This window comes from Erythrobacter sp. (assembly GCF_011765465.1).
Classification (GTDB): Bacteria; Pseudomonadota; Alphaproteobacteria; order Sphingomonadales; family Sphingomonadaceae; genus Erythrobacter.
In genome coordinates, this window is the sequence record NZ_CP050265.1 from 82,271 (window position 1) to 97,460 (window position 15,190).

The 15,190-nt window shown below is 67.8% G+C and carries 14 protein-coding genes; 5 read left to right on the plus strand and 9 right to left on the minus strand.

Features of this window, described 5'->3' with window-relative positions; genetic code table 11:
* Nucleotides 1–3 precede the first annotated feature (3 nt).
* Both G9473_RS00440 and dapD read right to left on the minus strand, forming a co-directional pair.
* Nucleotides 4–321 carry a hypothetical protein gene (locus tag G9473_RS00440; protein ID WP_291134914.1) on the minus strand — a complete coding sequence of 106 codons (318 nt, stop codon included), beginning with the start codon at nucleotides 319–321 and terminating at the stop codon, nucleotides 4–6.
* A gap of 111 nt (nucleotides 322–432) precedes the next feature.
* Entirely contained in the window at nucleotides 433–1,269 is an 837-nt protein-coding gene (gene dapD, locus G9473_RS00445; protein WP_291134916.1) for a 2,3,4,5-tetrahydropyridine-2,6-dicarboxylate N-succinyltransferase, read from the minus strand.
* A gap of 213 nt (nucleotides 1,270–1,482) precedes the next feature.
* Here dapD and G9473_RS00450 point away from each other — a divergent pair, with 213 nt between their 5' ends.
* The gene (locus G9473_RS00450; protein WP_291134917.1) at nucleotides 1,483–3,990 is read left to right on the plus strand and encodes a S8 family peptidase; all 2,508 of its coding nucleotides are present in this window, start codon (nucleotides 1,483–1,485) and stop codon (nucleotides 3,988–3,990) included.
* A gap of 211 nt (nucleotides 3,991–4,201) precedes the next feature.
* Here the strand turns inward: G9473_RS00450 and G9473_RS00455 are convergent, their stop codons facing one another.
* The 4 genes from G9473_RS00455 to G9473_RS00470 all read right to left on the minus strand — a co-directional run bounded on the left by G9473_RS00455 (nucleotide 4,202) and on the right by G9473_RS00470 (nucleotide 9,459).
* On the minus strand, nucleotides 4,202–5,284 hold the full coding sequence (locus G9473_RS00455) for a phosphotransferase family protein (RefSeq protein WP_291134918.1): 1,083 nt from the start codon (nucleotides 5,282–5,284) through the stop codon (nucleotides 4,202–4,204).
* 11 nt (nucleotides 5,285–5,295) lie between these two features.
* Nucleotides 5,296–6,384: a Zn-dependent alcohol dehydrogenase gene (locus tag G9473_RS00460; protein ID WP_291134919.1), complete on the minus strand. Its 1,089-nt coding sequence runs from the start codon at nucleotides 6,382–6,384 to the stop codon at nucleotides 5,296–5,298.
* A 142-nt stretch (nucleotides 6,385–6,526) separates the two neighbouring features.
* On the minus strand, nucleotides 6,527–7,861 hold the full coding sequence (locus tag G9473_RS00465) for an acyl-CoA dehydrogenase family protein (protein WP_291134920.1): 1,335 nt from the start codon (nucleotides 7,859–7,861) through the stop codon (nucleotides 6,527–6,529).
* A gap of 104 nt (nucleotides 7,862–7,965) precedes the next feature.
* Nucleotides 7,966–9,459, minus strand: a complete 1,494-nt coding sequence (locus tag G9473_RS00470) for an MFS transporter (RefSeq protein ID WP_291134921.1) — start codon at nucleotides 9,457–9,459, stop codon at nucleotides 7,966–7,968.
* A 254-nt stretch (nucleotides 9,460–9,713) separates the two neighbouring features.
* Here G9473_RS00470 and G9473_RS00475 point away from each other — a divergent pair, with 254 nt between their 5' ends.
* The 4 genes from G9473_RS00475 to G9473_RS00490 all read left to right on the plus strand — a co-directional run bounded on the left by G9473_RS00475 (nucleotide 9,714) and on the right by G9473_RS00490 (nucleotide 13,454).
* Nucleotides 9,714–10,907: an acyl-CoA dehydrogenase family protein gene (locus G9473_RS00475; protein WP_291134922.1), complete on the plus strand. Its 1,194-nt coding sequence runs from the start codon at nucleotides 9,714–9,716 to the stop codon at nucleotides 10,905–10,907.
* A 108-nt stretch (nucleotides 10,908–11,015) separates the two neighbouring features.
* Nucleotides 11,016–12,155, plus strand: a complete 1,140-nt coding sequence (locus G9473_RS00480; RefSeq protein ID WP_291134923.1) for an acyl-CoA dehydrogenase family protein — start codon at nucleotides 11,016–11,018, stop codon at nucleotides 12,153–12,155.
* A gap of 11 nt (nucleotides 12,156–12,166) precedes the next feature.
* Nucleotides 12,167–12,982 (plus strand): SDR family oxidoreductase, encoded by an 816-nt coding sequence (locus G9473_RS00485; RefSeq protein WP_291134925.1) that lies wholly within the window; start codon nucleotides 12,167–12,169, stop codon nucleotides 12,980–12,982.
* A gap of 202 nt (nucleotides 12,983–13,184) precedes the next feature.
* Nucleotides 13,185–13,454, plus strand: coding sequence for a protein usg (locus G9473_RS00490; RefSeq protein WP_291134927.1), 270 nt, complete (start codon nucleotides 13,185–13,187; stop codon nucleotides 13,452–13,454).
* 19 nt (nucleotides 13,455–13,473) lie between these two features.
* Here G9473_RS00490 and gmk read toward each other — a convergent pair whose 3' ends face one another.
* Genes gmk through G9473_RS00505 form a run of 3 tightly spaced genes read right to left on the minus strand, consistent with a single transcriptional unit; the run spans nucleotide 13,474 to nucleotide 15,113 of the window.
* Nucleotides 13,474–14,136 carry a guanylate kinase gene (gene gmk / locus G9473_RS00495; protein ID WP_291134929.1) on the minus strand — a complete coding sequence of 221 codons (663 nt, stop codon included), beginning with the start codon at nucleotides 14,134–14,136 and terminating at the stop codon, nucleotides 13,474–13,476.
* 31 nt (nucleotides 14,137–14,167) lie between these two features.
* Nucleotides 14,168–14,608, minus strand: coding sequence for a hypothetical protein (locus G9473_RS00500; RefSeq protein ID WP_291134931.1), 441 nt, complete (start codon nucleotides 14,606–14,608; stop codon nucleotides 14,168–14,170).
* A gap of 7 nt (nucleotides 14,609–14,615) precedes the next feature.
* Nucleotides 14,616–15,113 carry an SspB family protein gene (locus G9473_RS00505; RefSeq protein WP_291134933.1) on the minus strand — a complete coding sequence of 166 codons (498 nt, stop codon included), beginning with the start codon at nucleotides 15,111–15,113 and terminating at the stop codon, nucleotides 14,616–14,618.
* Between the last annotated feature and the right edge of the window lie 77 nt (nucleotides 15,114–15,190).

Below are 15,190 nucleotides of genomic sequence, written 5' to 3' on the forward strand. Positions count from 1 at the left end.
TCTTCACTCGCCCGTCACCGGCTCCTCTACGGTCGATTCCGGCGCGCTCGGCTGGGTCGTGGGGACCGCGGGGATGTCCTCTTCGGCAACCCCGTCCTCGCGCATCTCATCGACCCGCTCGGTCGCGAGTTCGGCGCTTTCGACGTCGCCTTCCTGAAGCGCGGGGACGATCCACGCGATGCTCATCGCGACGATCGCGATCAGGGTGGAGATGATGAGGATCCAGCGCACCCGGCCGGTTTCGGTGCCCGCGCGGGCGGCGTCGTCGTCGATATGGGTGGCGCCGTCGGCGCCGGTGTGGGTGGTCTTGCTGTCGGCCATGTCATTGCCTCCCCTTGGAAAACTGTCTCGCCAGACCAACGGGAGCGCCGCTGGCCTGTTCCGAGGCGGGGAGGGCAATGAGCCGGGAAAAGCCCCGGCCTGACGCTGCGATCAGTCGCGCAGCAGTTCGTTGATCCCGGTCTTGGCGCGGGTCTGCGCGTCCACCGTCTTGACGATCACCGCGCAATAGAGCGACGGGCCGGGCGAGCCGTCGGGCAGGGGCTTGCCGGGCAGCGTACCGGGCACGACGACCGCATAGGGCGGCACTTCGCCGCGGTGGATCTGGCCCGTCTCGCGGTTCACGATCTTGGTCGAGGCGCCGAGATAGACGCCCATCGAAAGCACCGCGCCTTCGCCCACGCGCACGCCTTCGGCGACTTCGCTGCGCGCGCCTATGAAGGCGCCGTCGCCGATGATGACGGGGTCGGCCTGCAGCGGTTCGAGCACCCCGCCGATCCCAGCGCCGCCCGAGATATGCACGTTCTTGCCGATCTGCGCGCAGGATCCGACCGTCGCCCAGGTGTCGACCATCGTGCCTTCATCGACATAGGCGCCGATGTTGACGAAGCTCGGCATCAGGACGACGCCCTTGCCGATGAAGCTGCCGCGCCGCGCGACCGCGCCGGGGACGACGCGAAAACCGCATTCGCGAAAGCGCCGCTCGCCCCAGCCGGCGAACTTGTTGGGAACCTTGTCGAAGGCCGCCGCCCCGCCCGATCCGTGATCGATCAGGCGGTTGTCGTGGAGGCGGAAGGAGAGCAGGACCGCCTTCTTGAGCCACTGGTTGACCCTCCAGCCGCCGTTCCCGTCGGGCTCGGCGACGCGCGCCGCGCCGCTGTCTAGCATCTCCAGCGCATCGCTCACCGCGCCGCGGATTTCGCTGCCGGGGGTGATGTCGGCGCGGTGTTCCCACGCTTGCTCGATCTGGGTGATGAGAGTGTCGGTCATGGAGCCTCCGCTTCGCGCTGTCGGCTGGGCTGCTAGCCGGGCGGACGGGGCTGGGCAAGCGCCTTGGATCGCCAGGCGCGGCGCACCGGGGCAGGGCGGTGCGGGAGACACAACCGCTTTGGCGGCAAAGATGAGCGACGGGCGCGTGCGAGGCTGCTATCCCGGGCAGACCGTTCACCCCAGATCCACCCCCCGGCCATAGGAGGGGCCACCATGACCGCTCGTGCCGACGCCCCCCGCAGCCCGAACGCTCCTGCCCCCGATCCGCGCGCGCCGGTGCGTTGGCGCTGCACGGCGCCGGGCAAAGCGGGCCGCGCCGCGCTGGCGGCGCTTGCCTGCGCGGCGCTTGCGGCCTGCGGCGGCGGAGGGGGCGGGGGCGGCGGTGTCGTGTCCACTCCCCCGCCGCCCCCGCCCCCTCCGCCGCCTCCTCCACCCCCTCCGCCTCCGCCGCCGCCGCCGACCAATTTCGACACGGCCGAATTCCGCCGCTCCGACGGGCCGGCCTTCCACGGCGCGGACAGCGCGTGGCGCGACGGCTTCACCGGGGAGGGGCAAGTGATCGCGGTGGTGGATTCGGGGCTCGATTCCGACAGCCCCGAATTCGCCGGCCGCGTCCATCCCGCCTCGCAGGATGTGGCCGGAAACCGCGGGATCGATCCCGAAGACGATCACGGCACCAATGTCAGCCTCGTCGCCGCCGCGGCGCGAAACGGGGACGGCGTGCTCGGCATCGCGTTCGAAGCGCAGGTGCTCGCGCTGAGAGCCGACCAGCCAGGCTCCTGTGCGGGCGATACGCTCGCCGACCCGAGCCTGTCGTGCCGCTTCCTCGATGCCGACATCGCGCGCGGGATCGATGTCGCGGTGGCGAACGGAGCGAAGGCGGTGAACCTCTCGCTCGGCGGGGGCGGTATCTCGCGCGAATTGTTCGACGCGGTCCGCCGCGCGTCCGATGCGGGGCTGGTCATCGTGGTCGCGGCGGGCAACGGGGGCGACGGGTCCGATCCCGACATCGACCCGTTCGAACCCGATCCCTTCGCCCGGGCGCTGGCCGATGCGGGCGGGGCGAACGTCATCATCGTCGGGTCGGTCGACGATGCGGGCACGATCTCAGACTTCAGCAACCGCGCGGGTTCCCTCGCCGCCTCCTATCTCGCCGCGCGGGGGGAGGCGATCTGCTGCGTCTACGACAATGGCGATCTCTTCATCGAGACGATCGACGGGCAGCAGTTCGTCACGCTGTTCTCGGGCACGAGCTTCGCCGCGCCGCAGGTGTCGGGGGCCGTGGCGCTGCTGGCCGAGGCGTTTCCCAACCTTTCGGGCGCCGACATCGCGGAGATCCTGCTCACCTCGGCGCGCGATGCCGGGGCGGGCGGGGTGGATGCGATCTACGGGCGCGGCATCCTCGACATCGCCGCCGCCTTTGCGCCGCAGGGGACCACCACTCTCGCCGGGAGCGGGGTGGCGCTCGCCGCGGGGGAGGATATTGCGGTCGGCTCGGCGGCGATGGGCGATGCGCCGGGTGCAATCCGCCTGACGGGCGTGGTGCTCGACCGGTATGAGCGCGCCTATCGCCGCGAACTCGGCGGACGCGCGCGCGGCGCGGCGCAGGTCCGGCGGCTCGCGGGCGCGGTCGAGCGGCCCGGCTTCACCCGCGCCGCCGGGGGCGAGGCGCTGTCCTTCGCATTGACGCTGGGCGAGACGGAGCGTGCGGCGGGCCTGCAATGGTCGCGCGAACTGCGCCTCGCGCCCGAAGAGGCGGACGGCCCGCGCGTCCTCGCCGCGCGCGTCACGGGGCAGCTTGGCGACGATCTCGAGGCGGGCTTTGCGCTCGGGCAGGGCGCGCTCGGGCTGGCGCGGCAGCTTGGCGGCGGAGCGCGCGGCGGGGCCGGGAAGGCCCCGCCGCGCCCCGCTTTCCAGATCGCGCCCGAAGCAGGGCTCGACGAGGGCTTCACTGGCAGCAGCGATCTTGCCGTCGCCGCGCGGCAGGGGTTCGGCGCATGGGGCATCACGCTCTCGGCAGAGCGCGGGCGGGCATGGCTGGGCGAGAACCGCCGCGCCGAGGAGGTCATCTACGGCCTTCCCGAAACCCGTGCGACGACGAGCATCGCGCTCGCCGCCGACCGCCGTTTCGGCAGCGGTGAGGCGCGGCTCTCCGCGACCTGGCTGGCCGAGGAAGAGACACTGCTCGGCGCGCATTTCCACCGCGCTTTCGGCATTTCGGGGGCGGATACGGTTTTCATCGACGGCGCGCTGGCGGGCGAAGTCGCCCCCGGCTGGAGCCTGTCGGGCGCCGTGCGCGGCGGGATCACGCGCCCGCGCGCCGGGGCGCTGGTCGGCGAGGGCTCGGCCCTGCTGACGCAGGGCTGGTCGCTCGACCTTGCCAAGGCAGGCGCGTTCGGCGCTGCCGACAGGATCGGCTTCAGGCTCAGCCAGCCCCTGCGGGTCGAGGGCGGGGCGCTCGATTTCGACCTTGCGACCGGGTGGGACTATGCGAGCCGCAGCCCGGTGATCGCGCGGCAGGCGGTCTCGCTCGAACCGGCGGGGCGCGAGGTGATGGGCGAGCTGGCGTGGTCCACGCCCTTCGCCTTCGGGCAGGGCCCGTGGGGCGCGCGCGCTTTCGGCAATGCCACCGTCAGCCTGTTCTACCGCCACCAGCCGGGCCATTTCGCCGATGCCCCCGCCGATGCGGGCGCGGTGGTGAACGTCAGCGCGGGGTTCTGAGCGAAAGCGTTTCCGTTCGGCCCCCTTTGCGAGCCCCTGCGCAGGCAGGGCCTTCATGCGGGTCCGCACCGAGGCGCGCAGATCATGCGCGAACAAGGCGGCCGACGAGCGACATGGCGCGCTCACGCGGCGGAGCGGCATCCGGGCAGGGAACCTGCCTGCGCAGGGATCAGCGGCGGGACGGCCAACCCGTGCGGCAGGCGGCGCGCCCCTATTCCGGCATCCCGGCCTTCACCGCGAATTCGTAAGCCCGTTCGACGAGCGGGGCGACCCGGTCGCTCATCGCCTTGGCGTGGGCGCTGGAGGCGGTCCCGTCGATCACCCGCTTCTTGATCCCCTGCATGATCCCGGCAAGGCGGAACAGGTTGTAGGCGAAATACCAGTCCATCGGCGGCACCGGATAGCCGGTGCGCGCGACATAGCGGTCGACCGCCTCCTGCTGCGAGGGGATGCCCAGCTCCTCGAGGTCGAGCCCCAGCAGCCCCGCGCGCCCGTCGGCCGGGTTGTGCCAGTTGAGCATGAGATAGCTGAAATCCGCGATCGGATCGCCCAGCGTCGACAGCTCCCAGTCGAGCACGGCGATGATGCGCGGTTCGGTCTTGTGAAAGATCACGTTGTCGAGCCGGTAGTCGCCGTGCACGACGCTAGAATTGTGCTGCGGCGGGATCGTCTCGGGCAGCCATTCGATCAGCCGCTCCATCTGCGGCATATGCTCGGTTTCGGACAGCTTATACTGCTTCGACCAGCGCGCGATCTGGCGCGCGCAGTAATCGGTCGGCTTGCCGTAGTCGCCGAGGCCGATTTCGTCCGGCTTGTTGAGATGCAGGTCCGCCATCGTGTCGATCAGCGCGTGGTAGATCGCGCGGCGTTCCTCCTTCGCGCAGCCCGGCAGCGCGCCGTTCCACAAGCTGCGCCCGTCGGCCATGCTCATCACGAAGAACTTGGAGCCGATGACATCGGGATCCTCGCACAGGCCATAGGTGCGCGGGACCGGAAAGCCGGTGGGATAGAGCCCGGTCATCGCGGTGTATTCGCGGTCGACCGCGTGGGCGCTGGGCAGCAGCTTGCCGAAAGGCTGGCGGCGCAGGACGTAGTTCGCCCCCGGCGTTTCGATCTTGTAGGTCGGGTTCGACTGGCCGCCCTTGAACTTGGTGTAGCTGATCGGCCCTTCGAAACCTTCGACATTGGCCTCGAACCACGCGGTGAGCGCGTCGAGGTCGAGCTTGTCCTTCTCGCTCACCTCGACCGTGCCGACCATTTCCTTGTCGAAGTCGATCTGGGGTGCGTCTGTCATTGCCTTCGTCCTCAATCGAACACCACCACGCTGCGCGCGGAATGGCCCTCGCGCAGCTTGTCGAAGCCCTTGTTCACGTCCTCAAGCGCGATGCGCTCGGCGATGATCGTGTCGAGGTCGAGCAGGCCGCGCATATAGAAATCGACCAGCCGCGGGAGGTCCACCGGGAAGTGGTTCATGCCCATGATCGCGCCCATCAGCTTCTTGCCGCCGAGCAGGTCCATCGCGCCGAGGCCGACCTTGCAATCGAGCGGCATCATGCCGAGGATCACCGCGGTCCCGCCGCGCCGCAGGCACTTGACCGCGAGGTCGGCGCTGGCCTGCCGCCCGACCGCCTCGATCCCGTAATGGACCCCGCCGCCGGAGATCTCGATGATCTGGCTCGCCGCGTCATCGGCCAGGGCATCGACCGCGTGGGTCGCGCCCAATACCTTGGCGAGCTCGCGCTTTTCGGGGAGCGGGTCGGCGGCGATGATCTTGGATGCGCCCGCGATCTTCGCCGCGTTGATCGCGGCGAGGCCGACGCCGCCGCAGCCGACCACCGCGACCGTCTCGCCCGGGGTGAGTTTCACCGCGTTGAAGATGGTCCCCGCGCCGGTCGTCACCGCGCAGCCGATCACGGCGGCGCGGTCGAGCGGCATATCCTTGTCGATCGCGACGCAGGCGTGTTCGTGGATGAGCATCTGTTCCGACAGGGCCGACAGGTTGAGCATCTGGTTGACCGTGTCGCCGCCGCTTCTCGTCATGCGCGGGGCGGTGCCCTTGGCCCGGCGCGTGTCCCCGCCGAGGCACAGCGCCATGCGGCCCGTCACGCAGAATTCGCAATGCCCGCAGAAGGCCGAAAGGCAGGTGACGACATGATCGCCCGGCTTCACCGTTTTCACTTCGCTGCCGACCGCGCGGACCACGCCTGCCGCCTCGTGCCCCGGGATGCAGGGGAGCGGGTGGGGATAGGCGCCGTCGATGAAGTGCAGGTCCGAATGGCAGAGGCCACAGGCTTTCGTGTCGATCAGCACTTCGTGCGGGGCGGGATCGGCGTATTCGACCTCGCCGATGACGAGACCCTCGCCCGGTTTTTCAAGGATGGCGGCCTTGGCCATGACTTTTCCTCTCCGTCTGAATCTGGATTTCCCGACCGCCCTTCAAGCAGGCGTGGCGGTGTTTCGGGAAAGCCGGGGAACCCCCGCAAGGGCGGTCCCCCGACGTATCAAGTGATCGAGCCTGCCAGCAGGCGAAAGCCCGTCAGCGCGCGACCCCCATGTCGCCCGAGCTCAGCGTCTCGCTGTCGTTCGCCGGCGCGGGGCCGGAGCGCAGCGCGTTCGCGGTCGGCCCTTCCTGCGGGGCGTGCTTGCCGAATTCCATGCGGGCGATGGAGCGGGCGTGGACCTCGTCCGGCCCGTCGGCAAGGCGCAGGGTGCGCTGGTTGGCATAGGCGCGCGCGAGGCCGTAGTCCTCCGACACGCCGCCGCCGCCATGGGCCTGGATCGCGTCGTCGATGATCCTCAATGCCATCATCGGCGCCTGCACCTTGATCATGGCGATTTCCTGCTTCGCCGCCTTGTTGCCGACCTTGTCCATCATGTCGGCGGCCTTGAGGCAGAGCAGGCGCGTCATGTCGATGTCGATGCGGGCGCGCGCGACGCGCTCTTCCCAGACCGAATGCTTGTAGATCGGCTTGCCGAAAGCCTCGCGCTCCTGCAGGCGCTTGCACATCTTCTCCAGCGCCTCTTCCGCGACGCCGATGGTCCTCATGCAGTGGTGGATGCGGCCCGGCCCGAGGCGCCCTTGCGCGATCTCGAAACCGCGCCCTTCGCCAAGGAGAATGTTCGAGGCGGGAACGCGCACGTCCTTCATCTCGACTTCCATGTGGCCGTGCGGCGCATCGTCATAGCCGAAGACCGGCAGGTGCCGCAGGATGTTCACGCCGGGGGTGTCGATCGGCATGAGGATCATCGACTGCTGCGCGTGGCGCTGGGCCTCGAAATCGGTCTTGCCCATGACGATCGCGACCTTGCAGCGCGGATCGCCGAGGCCCGACGACCACCACTTGCGCCCGTTGATGACGTATTCGTCGCCGTCGCGCTCGATGCGGGTTTCGATGTTGGTGGCGTCGGAGGACGCGGTGTAAGGCTCGGTCATCAGGAAGGCGGAACGGATCTCGCCGTTCATCAGCGGGCGGAGCCATTCCTCCTTCTGCTCGCGCGTGCCGTAGCGGTGGAAGACTTCCATGTTGCCGGTGTCGGGCGCGGAGCAGTTGAACACTTCCGACGCCCAGCCGATGCGGCCCATTTCCTCGGCGCACAGGGCGTATTCGAGGTTGGTGAGGCCCGGCCCTTCGAATTCGAAGCTGTCGTCGACATGGTGGTGGCTGTCATTGCGCGGCGGCATGAACAGGTTCCAGATGCCCTCTTCCTTGGCCTTGGCCTTCAGCTCCTCGACGATGGGCAGGACCTTCCAGCGGTCGCCTTCGCGGTCCTGTTCGTCATAGGTGGGGACATTGGGGCGGATGTGCTTCTCGATGAAGCCGCGCACGCGGTCGCGCCAATAGACCTGGCGTTCGGTGGGTTCGAAATCCATGGGGGAGTTCCTCTCTCGTCCTTAATTGCAATCGAATCTGATGGGTCGACCGTGGCAGAGGCAAATGCCAGCGCCAAGCTCCTATTTGCGAGGGGCTATGCCTGTCACCCGGTCTGCGGATGCTCCTTGGCCGGCGCCGCGGCAGCCTTGGCCGCCGCGCGCGGCTCGGCGGCGAGCGGGTCGGGTTCGCCCGCCGCGATGCGCGCATGGCGCGCGGCGACGCGGGCCTCGTGCTGTTCCTGCGTGATCGGGAAACGCGCGAGCCAGAAGGCGGCGAACACGGCCAGCACCGCGGTGACGAGGATGTAGAGGATCGCGAGCCAAGCCGCGACCGAATCGCTCACCTCGGCCTGCGGCGTGCCCGGCTCCAGCCCGATCATCGACACGATCAGCCCGCTCAGCATGATGCCCCCGCCGGTGGCGCATTTCTGGATCAGCCAGTTGCCCGAATAGAAGGTCGCCTCGGCCCGCTTGCCGGTGCGTTCCTCGAAAGCCTCGACGATCTCGGCCACCATCGAGGTCGCCGAAATGCTCGAAATGACGCCCGCCGTGTTGGCGAGGACCATGAAGGTCATGAAGCCGATGGTCGAGGCGGTCCCGCCCGTGGTCGGCCACATCCCGACGAGGAAGAGCGTATAGGGGATGGCCATGATCCCGAGCGCGGCGAGCGCGCCGATGGCGGCGGTCATCTGCTTGCCGAAACGGCGGTGGAGCGGCCCTGCGAGCAGGAACATGAAGACCACCGACAGCCCCAGCACCAGCGGATAGACGACGAAGGCGCGCTCTGAGAACTGCCAGACATATTGCGTCACGTAGATCGTGATCGACAGCGTCACGCCGTGACTGACATAGGTCGCAAGTCCCCCCAGCGCGAATATGACGAAGGCGTGTTCGCGGAAGGCGTCGATGATCTCGCCGAAGGCATCGGACAGCGAAAAGCGCCCCGGCGGCTCGGCGGGGCGCTGCGCGACATAGCGGTGCTGCCCCGCGGCCGAGCCGATCACCGAAGCGGCGATCACGATCGCGCCGACCACGCCGTAGGTCGCATAGCCTTCGGGCTGCATCCGCGCGGCCTCGGTCGGCAGGAAGACCGCGAAGGTGAGCAGCATCATCAGCAATCCGCCGACCCAGCCGAACAGGAAGCGGAACCGGAACAGCGTGGTGCGCGCGACGTAATCGTCGGTGATTTCCGGCACGAGGCTGACCGAGGGAACCTCGCAGGCCGACAGCAGCAGCCGCACCCCGACCGCGAGCGCGACGATTTCCCAGAAGCTGGGCGTGCCGGTGAAGGGTGGGGACCACAACAGGGTCCACATCAGCGCGAGCGGGATCGGCGCGACGTAGAGCCACGGCAGCCGCCTGCCCCAGCGGGTATAGGTGCGGTCCGACAAGTGCCCGATCAGCGGGTCGACGAAGGCATCGATCACCAGCGCCGTGGCGAGCGCGAGCGAGACGAGCCACGCATCGACACCCAGCACGAGATTGTAGAAGGGCAGCAGGAAATAGAGGAACCCGCCGTCCTTCACCCCGAAGGCGACCGCGCCGAGCCCGTTGAAGAACCTGAGGTCGAGCGGCAGCTTGCCCTTCACGAAGCTCACGCGCCGCCCCCTCTCGCGCGCGGCGCGGGGGCGCTTCCGGCGAATCCGGACCTCGCGATCATGCCCTTGTCCTCTCCATCTCTCTCGGGCGCGAGAGTGGCCTTCCGGCGCGGCTTCGTCAATCGCGCTCACCTTGACGCTACGGCATCCCGGCTTGCCCGTTTCGCAAGCCAAGAGCGCTTGCGGCGCCCGCGAAAATCACGCTAACGTAAAGGTCAAGTGGGAGCTTACGAACAAACGAGGAGAGTCGGATCATGAGCGATCTGGAACAATTCCGCATGGAAACGCGGGCCTGGCTCGAGGCGAACTGCCCGGCCGAAATGCGCGAGCCCGTCCGCGACGAGGACGACGTCTATTGGGGCGGGCGCAACGCCACCTTCAAGAACGATGCGCAGAAGGCGTGGTTCGACGCCTGCGTCGAAAAGGGCTACACCGTCCCGGCATGGCCCAAGGCATACGGCGGCGCGGGTCTTTCCGCTCCTGAAGCCAAGGTGCTGCGCGAGGAAATGGCCCGCATCAACGCGCGCCCGCCGCTTTCGTCCTTCGGCATCTGGATGCTCGGCCCGGCGCTGCTGCATTTCGGCACGGAAGGCCAGAAGCAGCGCTTCCTCAATGAAATCGCGCGCGGCGAAATCCGCTGGTGCCAGGGCTATTCGGAGCCGGGTTCGGGCAGCGACCTCGTCAGCCTTCAGACCTATGGCGAGGACAAGGGCGATCACTGGGTGGTGAACGGCCAGAAGGTCTGGACCTCCTACGCCGATCACTGCGACTGGATCTTCTGCCTCGTTCGCACGGACAAGCAGAACAAGTACCAGGGCATCACCTTCATGCTGATCGACATGGAAACGCAGGGCGTCTCCACCAAGCCGATCAAGCTCATCAGCGGCAATTCGCCCTTCTGCGAGACCTTCCTCGAGGACGTGAAGGTTCCCAAGTCCTATGGCGACGACATCCCGGCGCAGGTGGGCGAGGTCAATCGCGGCTGGGACGTCGCGAAATACCTGCTCGGCCATGAGCGCGAGATGATCTCGGGCGCGGGCGGCGGCGACCGCACGGCGGCGATCGGCGCGGCGATGAAGCGTCATGCGGCGCAGAACGGCGACGAGCTCGACCCCGTGCTGCGCGCCGAGCTCGCCATGTTCGACGTCGACGCGCTCGCCTATGGTTGCATGGGCGAGAAGTTCCTCGACGAGATCAAGGCGGGCAAGACCCACCCCGCGCAGCCCAACATGATGAAATACGCCGGGACCGAGCTCAACAAGCGCCGCCATGAGCTGATGATGGCAGCCGGCGGCTCGCGCAGCCTCGAATGGGAGAGCGAGGAAACCGGCGGCGGCAAGCCGGCGCGCAACTGGCTGCGCACCAAGGCGAACTCGATCGAGGGCGGCACCTCGGAAATCATGCTCAACGTGGTTTCCAAGCGCATCCTCGAACTGCCGGGCGGCTGATCCGGCGCATCACGAATGACGGGCGGGCCGCTTCCGGCGAGACGGGAGCGGCCCGCTGACCATCCGACACCCAGACGACCTGAGACAAGAGAGAGGAACCCGCCCGCCATGCCCCTTTACCACGACGAAGACCAGGCAATGCTGGCCGACACCGCCAGCAGCTTCATGGCCGAGGAAGGCAATATCGCCAAGCAGCTGCGCCACTGGCGCGACCGCGACTGCAAGGACGGCTTCGGCCACGACCTGTGGAAGCAGATGGCCGAACTCGGCTTCAACGGCATCCTTGTCGACGAGGCCGACGGCGGGCTCGGCATGGGCCACGTCGAGGCGGGCATCGTGCTCGAGGAAATCGGGCGCAACCTCACGCCGTCGCCGTTCCTGACCTCCTCGGTGCTCGCCGCGACCGCATTGAAGCACGGCTCGGACGACCTCAAGGGCCGCTATCTTCCCGGCCTCGTCGCGGGCGATTCCGTCTTCGCCGTGGCGATCGACGAGACCGCCAAGCACCGCCCCGAACGCATCACCACCCGCGCGGAAAAGTCGGGCAACGGCTTCAGGCTGACCGGTTCCAAGAGCTTCGTCGTCTACGGCGGCAGCGCCGACATGATCGTGGTCGCCGCGCGCACTTCGGGTGCGGACAACGAGACCGACGGCATCACCCTTTTCGCCGTGCCGAAGGACGCTAAGGGCATGAGCCATGACGCGGTGCGGCTGGTCGATTCCTCGATGGCGACGCACACGAAATTCGACGGCGTCGAACTCGACGGCGATGCCGTGATCGGCGAAGTCGACGGCGGGCGCGAAGTGCTCGACGCGATGCTGCGCGCCGGGCGCATCGGCGCGGCGGCGGAAGGCGTCGGCGTCGCGCGCGGGGCGATGGATCGCACGGTCGACTATCTCAAGCAGCGCAAGCAGTTCGGCAAGCTCATCGGCGAATTCCAGGCGCTCCAGCACCGCGCCGCGCACCTCTATTCCGAAGTCGAGATCGCCCGCGCGGTCACGATCAAGACCCAGCAACTGCTCGACGCGGGCGCGGAAAGCGCGGACATGATGACTTCTGTCGCCAAGGCCAAGGTCGCCAAGACCGCGCGGCTTGCCGTGCAGGAAGGCGTCCAGATGCACGGCGGGATCGGAATGACCGACGAATACGACATCGGCCTGTTCATGAAGCGCGACCGGGCGCTCGCCGAATTCCTCGGCGATGCCTACTACCACGCGAACCGCGTGGCCGAACTGTCGGGCTATTGAGGAGCAGCGCAATGAACGTGCAGGAACTCTTCAGCCTCGATGGCCGCATCGCGCTCGTCACCGGGGGCAGCCGCGGGATCGGCAAGATGTTCGTCGAAGGCTTGCTCTCGGCGGGCGCGGCGAAGGTCTACATCTCGGCCCGCAAGGTCGAGCAGATGCAGGACACCATTGCCGAGTTCGACAAGGCTTTCGGCGAGGGCAAGGTGATCGGCATCCCCGCCGACCTCAGCCAGATGGACGGGATCGAGGCGCTCGCCGCCGAAATGGCCAAGCGCGAGGACAGGCTCGACATCCTCATCAACAACGCGGGCGCCGCGTGGGGCCAGCCCTATCTCGAATTCTCCGAGGCCGGCTGGCACCGGACGATGGACCTCAACGTCAAGACGCCGTTCTTCCTCACGCAGAAGCTCCACGAACTCCTCGTCGTGGGCGGCAAGGGCGACCACCCGGCGAAGGTCATCCACGTCTCCTCGATAGACGGGCAGCGGATCAACCCGTGGGAGACCTATGCCTACCAGGCGTCGAAAGCGGGCGTGATCCAGCTCACCCGGCGCATGGCCGCGCGGCTCATTCAGGACAACATCGTCGTCACCTCGATCGCGCCGGGCGCTTTCGCATCCGAGATGAACAGGGCCGCCAAGAACGCGCCCGACGCCTCGGCGAGCGTCATTCCGGCGAAGCGGATCGGCAGCCCGGAAGACATGGCGGCCGCCGCGATCTACCTGTGCAGCCGCGCGGGCGACTATGTCGTGGGCGAGACGCTGACGGTCGACGGCGGGGTGGTGAACGCCGCGCTGCCATCGAGCTTCAACGACCCCGCAGGCTGAGAGAGCCCGGCCCTTTCGGGCCGGGTCCGCGGGCCGGGGCCCAAAGGCGCGCTTGGCACTCTCGCGCAAGGATTGCCAAGTGCAAGCGCGCTTCGCCGCACGAAAATGTCGGTGGATAATCGCAGGCCGCAAGAATTGACTGCTTAACCCTTTCGCGCCAGCATCCTTCCCGAGAGGAGGAGGCTGACGCGAAGGAGTGCGCATGGCGTATCGGGATTTCGAAAGACAGCTGCGGGGCGAGGGCCTGCTCACGGCCGAGATCTTCTATTTCTTCCCCGACTATCCCTCGCTGATCCAGCAATTCGTCTGGCAGGATTACGACGAGGCTCCGGACTACCCGATATTGTTCCGCTTCCTCGACCACTGGCGGCGCGAGATCGAGGCGGCGATCCACTCGGTCCGGATCGCGCACGAACGCAGCCTCGGCCCGCGCGAATTCCGCCACGTCGACGGGGAGTTCCGGCTCCAGTAAGGCCGGAGGCGAGGGGCGGTCAGCCCGCCATCAGCTCGCGCACGAAGGGGATGAGCCCGGTCTGGCGCTGGCGCTTCATCCGCTCGGCATCGAGGATTTCGCGCACCTTGCCGAAGCATTGCTGCACGTCGTCATTGATGACGACATAGTCGTATCCGTCCCAGTGGCTGATTTCCGCCCGGGCGCGTTCCATGCGGCCCTGTATCACCTCTTCGCTGTCGGTGGCGCGGCTGCGCAGGCGGCGGTGGAGTTCGTCGATCGAGGGCGGCAGGATGAAGACGCGCACCACGTCCTGCTGGTCCTTCTGGTAGAGCTGCTGCGTGCCCTGCCAGTCGATGTCGAAGAGGAAATCCTGCCCTTCCTTCAGCGCCGCGCGGATGATCCCCTTGGGCGTGCCGTAGCGATAGCCGAAGACGTGCGCCCATTCGTAGAAGTCGTCTTCTTCGACCATCGCGTCGAATTCGGCATCGCTCCTGAAATGGTAGTGCACCCCGTCGACCTCGCCCGGACGCGGCGGGCGGGTGGTGACCGAGACCGACAGCTTTATCTCGGGGTCCTGCTCAAGCAGCATCCGCGACAGCGTCGTCTTGCCCGCGCCCGAGGGCGAGGAGAGGATGAACATGAGGCCCCGGCGCTTGAGCGCCGGCGATTGGGTCGGGCTGGATGGGGGAGGCGTGTCCATGCGCCCCGTTGCCCCAAGCGTGGGGGCTAAATCAAGTCTCGCGCGCGGGCGCGGCCTTGCGCTGCTTGCGGCGGCGCAGCTGGCGGGCCTTGCCGCGGTCGTAGAGCGTCTTCGCCGCGAGCCCGCCCGCGACGAGCGCAAGGCCGGGAAGCGACCCGGTCGCAAGCCGGCTCGCCCCGAACAGGCCGACGGTGCGGATGAGGCCCTTGCCGTCCTTGAACTTGGCGACCTTATCGGGGTCGTATTCTTCGAGCAGCATCCGGTCCTTCAGCTTGCGGCGCAGGAACAGGCTGCTGCCGCGCAGGACGATGTCGGCGATCATCAGGTTGGTGTTGGGGTCGGGGCTGGGCATCGCCCGGCTCGCCCGGCGGGGCTTGGGACCATCGGCGGGCGGGAGCCTGTCGGGGTTCTCCGGGTCTTGGCGGTCGACGCTGTCCTGCGCGTCGTGTTCCGGGGGGTGGGGCGATGCCATCGCGGCGCTATTTCTTCCTTCCGAAATCGACCGTCACCACGTTCGAGCCGTCCCCGTCGTCCCCGCCTTCGGGATCGCCCGCTTCGCCGTCGTTTTCCGCGTCCTCGTGTTCCTCGTGCGGCAATTCCTCCACCGAAGTCTGGAATTGCAAGCCGAAATCGACCGCCGGGTCGACGAATGCGGTGATCGCCGCGAAGGGGATCTGCAGCTTTGCCGGGATCTGGTTGAACGACAGGCCGACGGTGAAGTCCTCCTCGCGCACTTCGAGATCCCAGAACTTGTTCTGGAGCACGATCGTCATCTCGTCGGGGAAACGGTCGCGCAGGTGCTGCGGGATGGAGACGCCGGGCGCGGCGGTCTTGAAGGTGATGTAGAAATGGTGGTTGCCCGGCAGCGTCCCGCCGCCGCTTTCGATTTCGCCGAGCACGCGGCCGACGACGGCGCGCAGCGCTTCCTGCACGATCTCGTCGTAGGGGATCAGGCTGTCGGGCGTTTCTTCGCTCATATCGCGTTGAATCGTGGCGAGCCTTGCCAGCGCGGTCAAGCGTTTCGTGCGGGCTTCGCGCAATTGCCGGGCGGCGG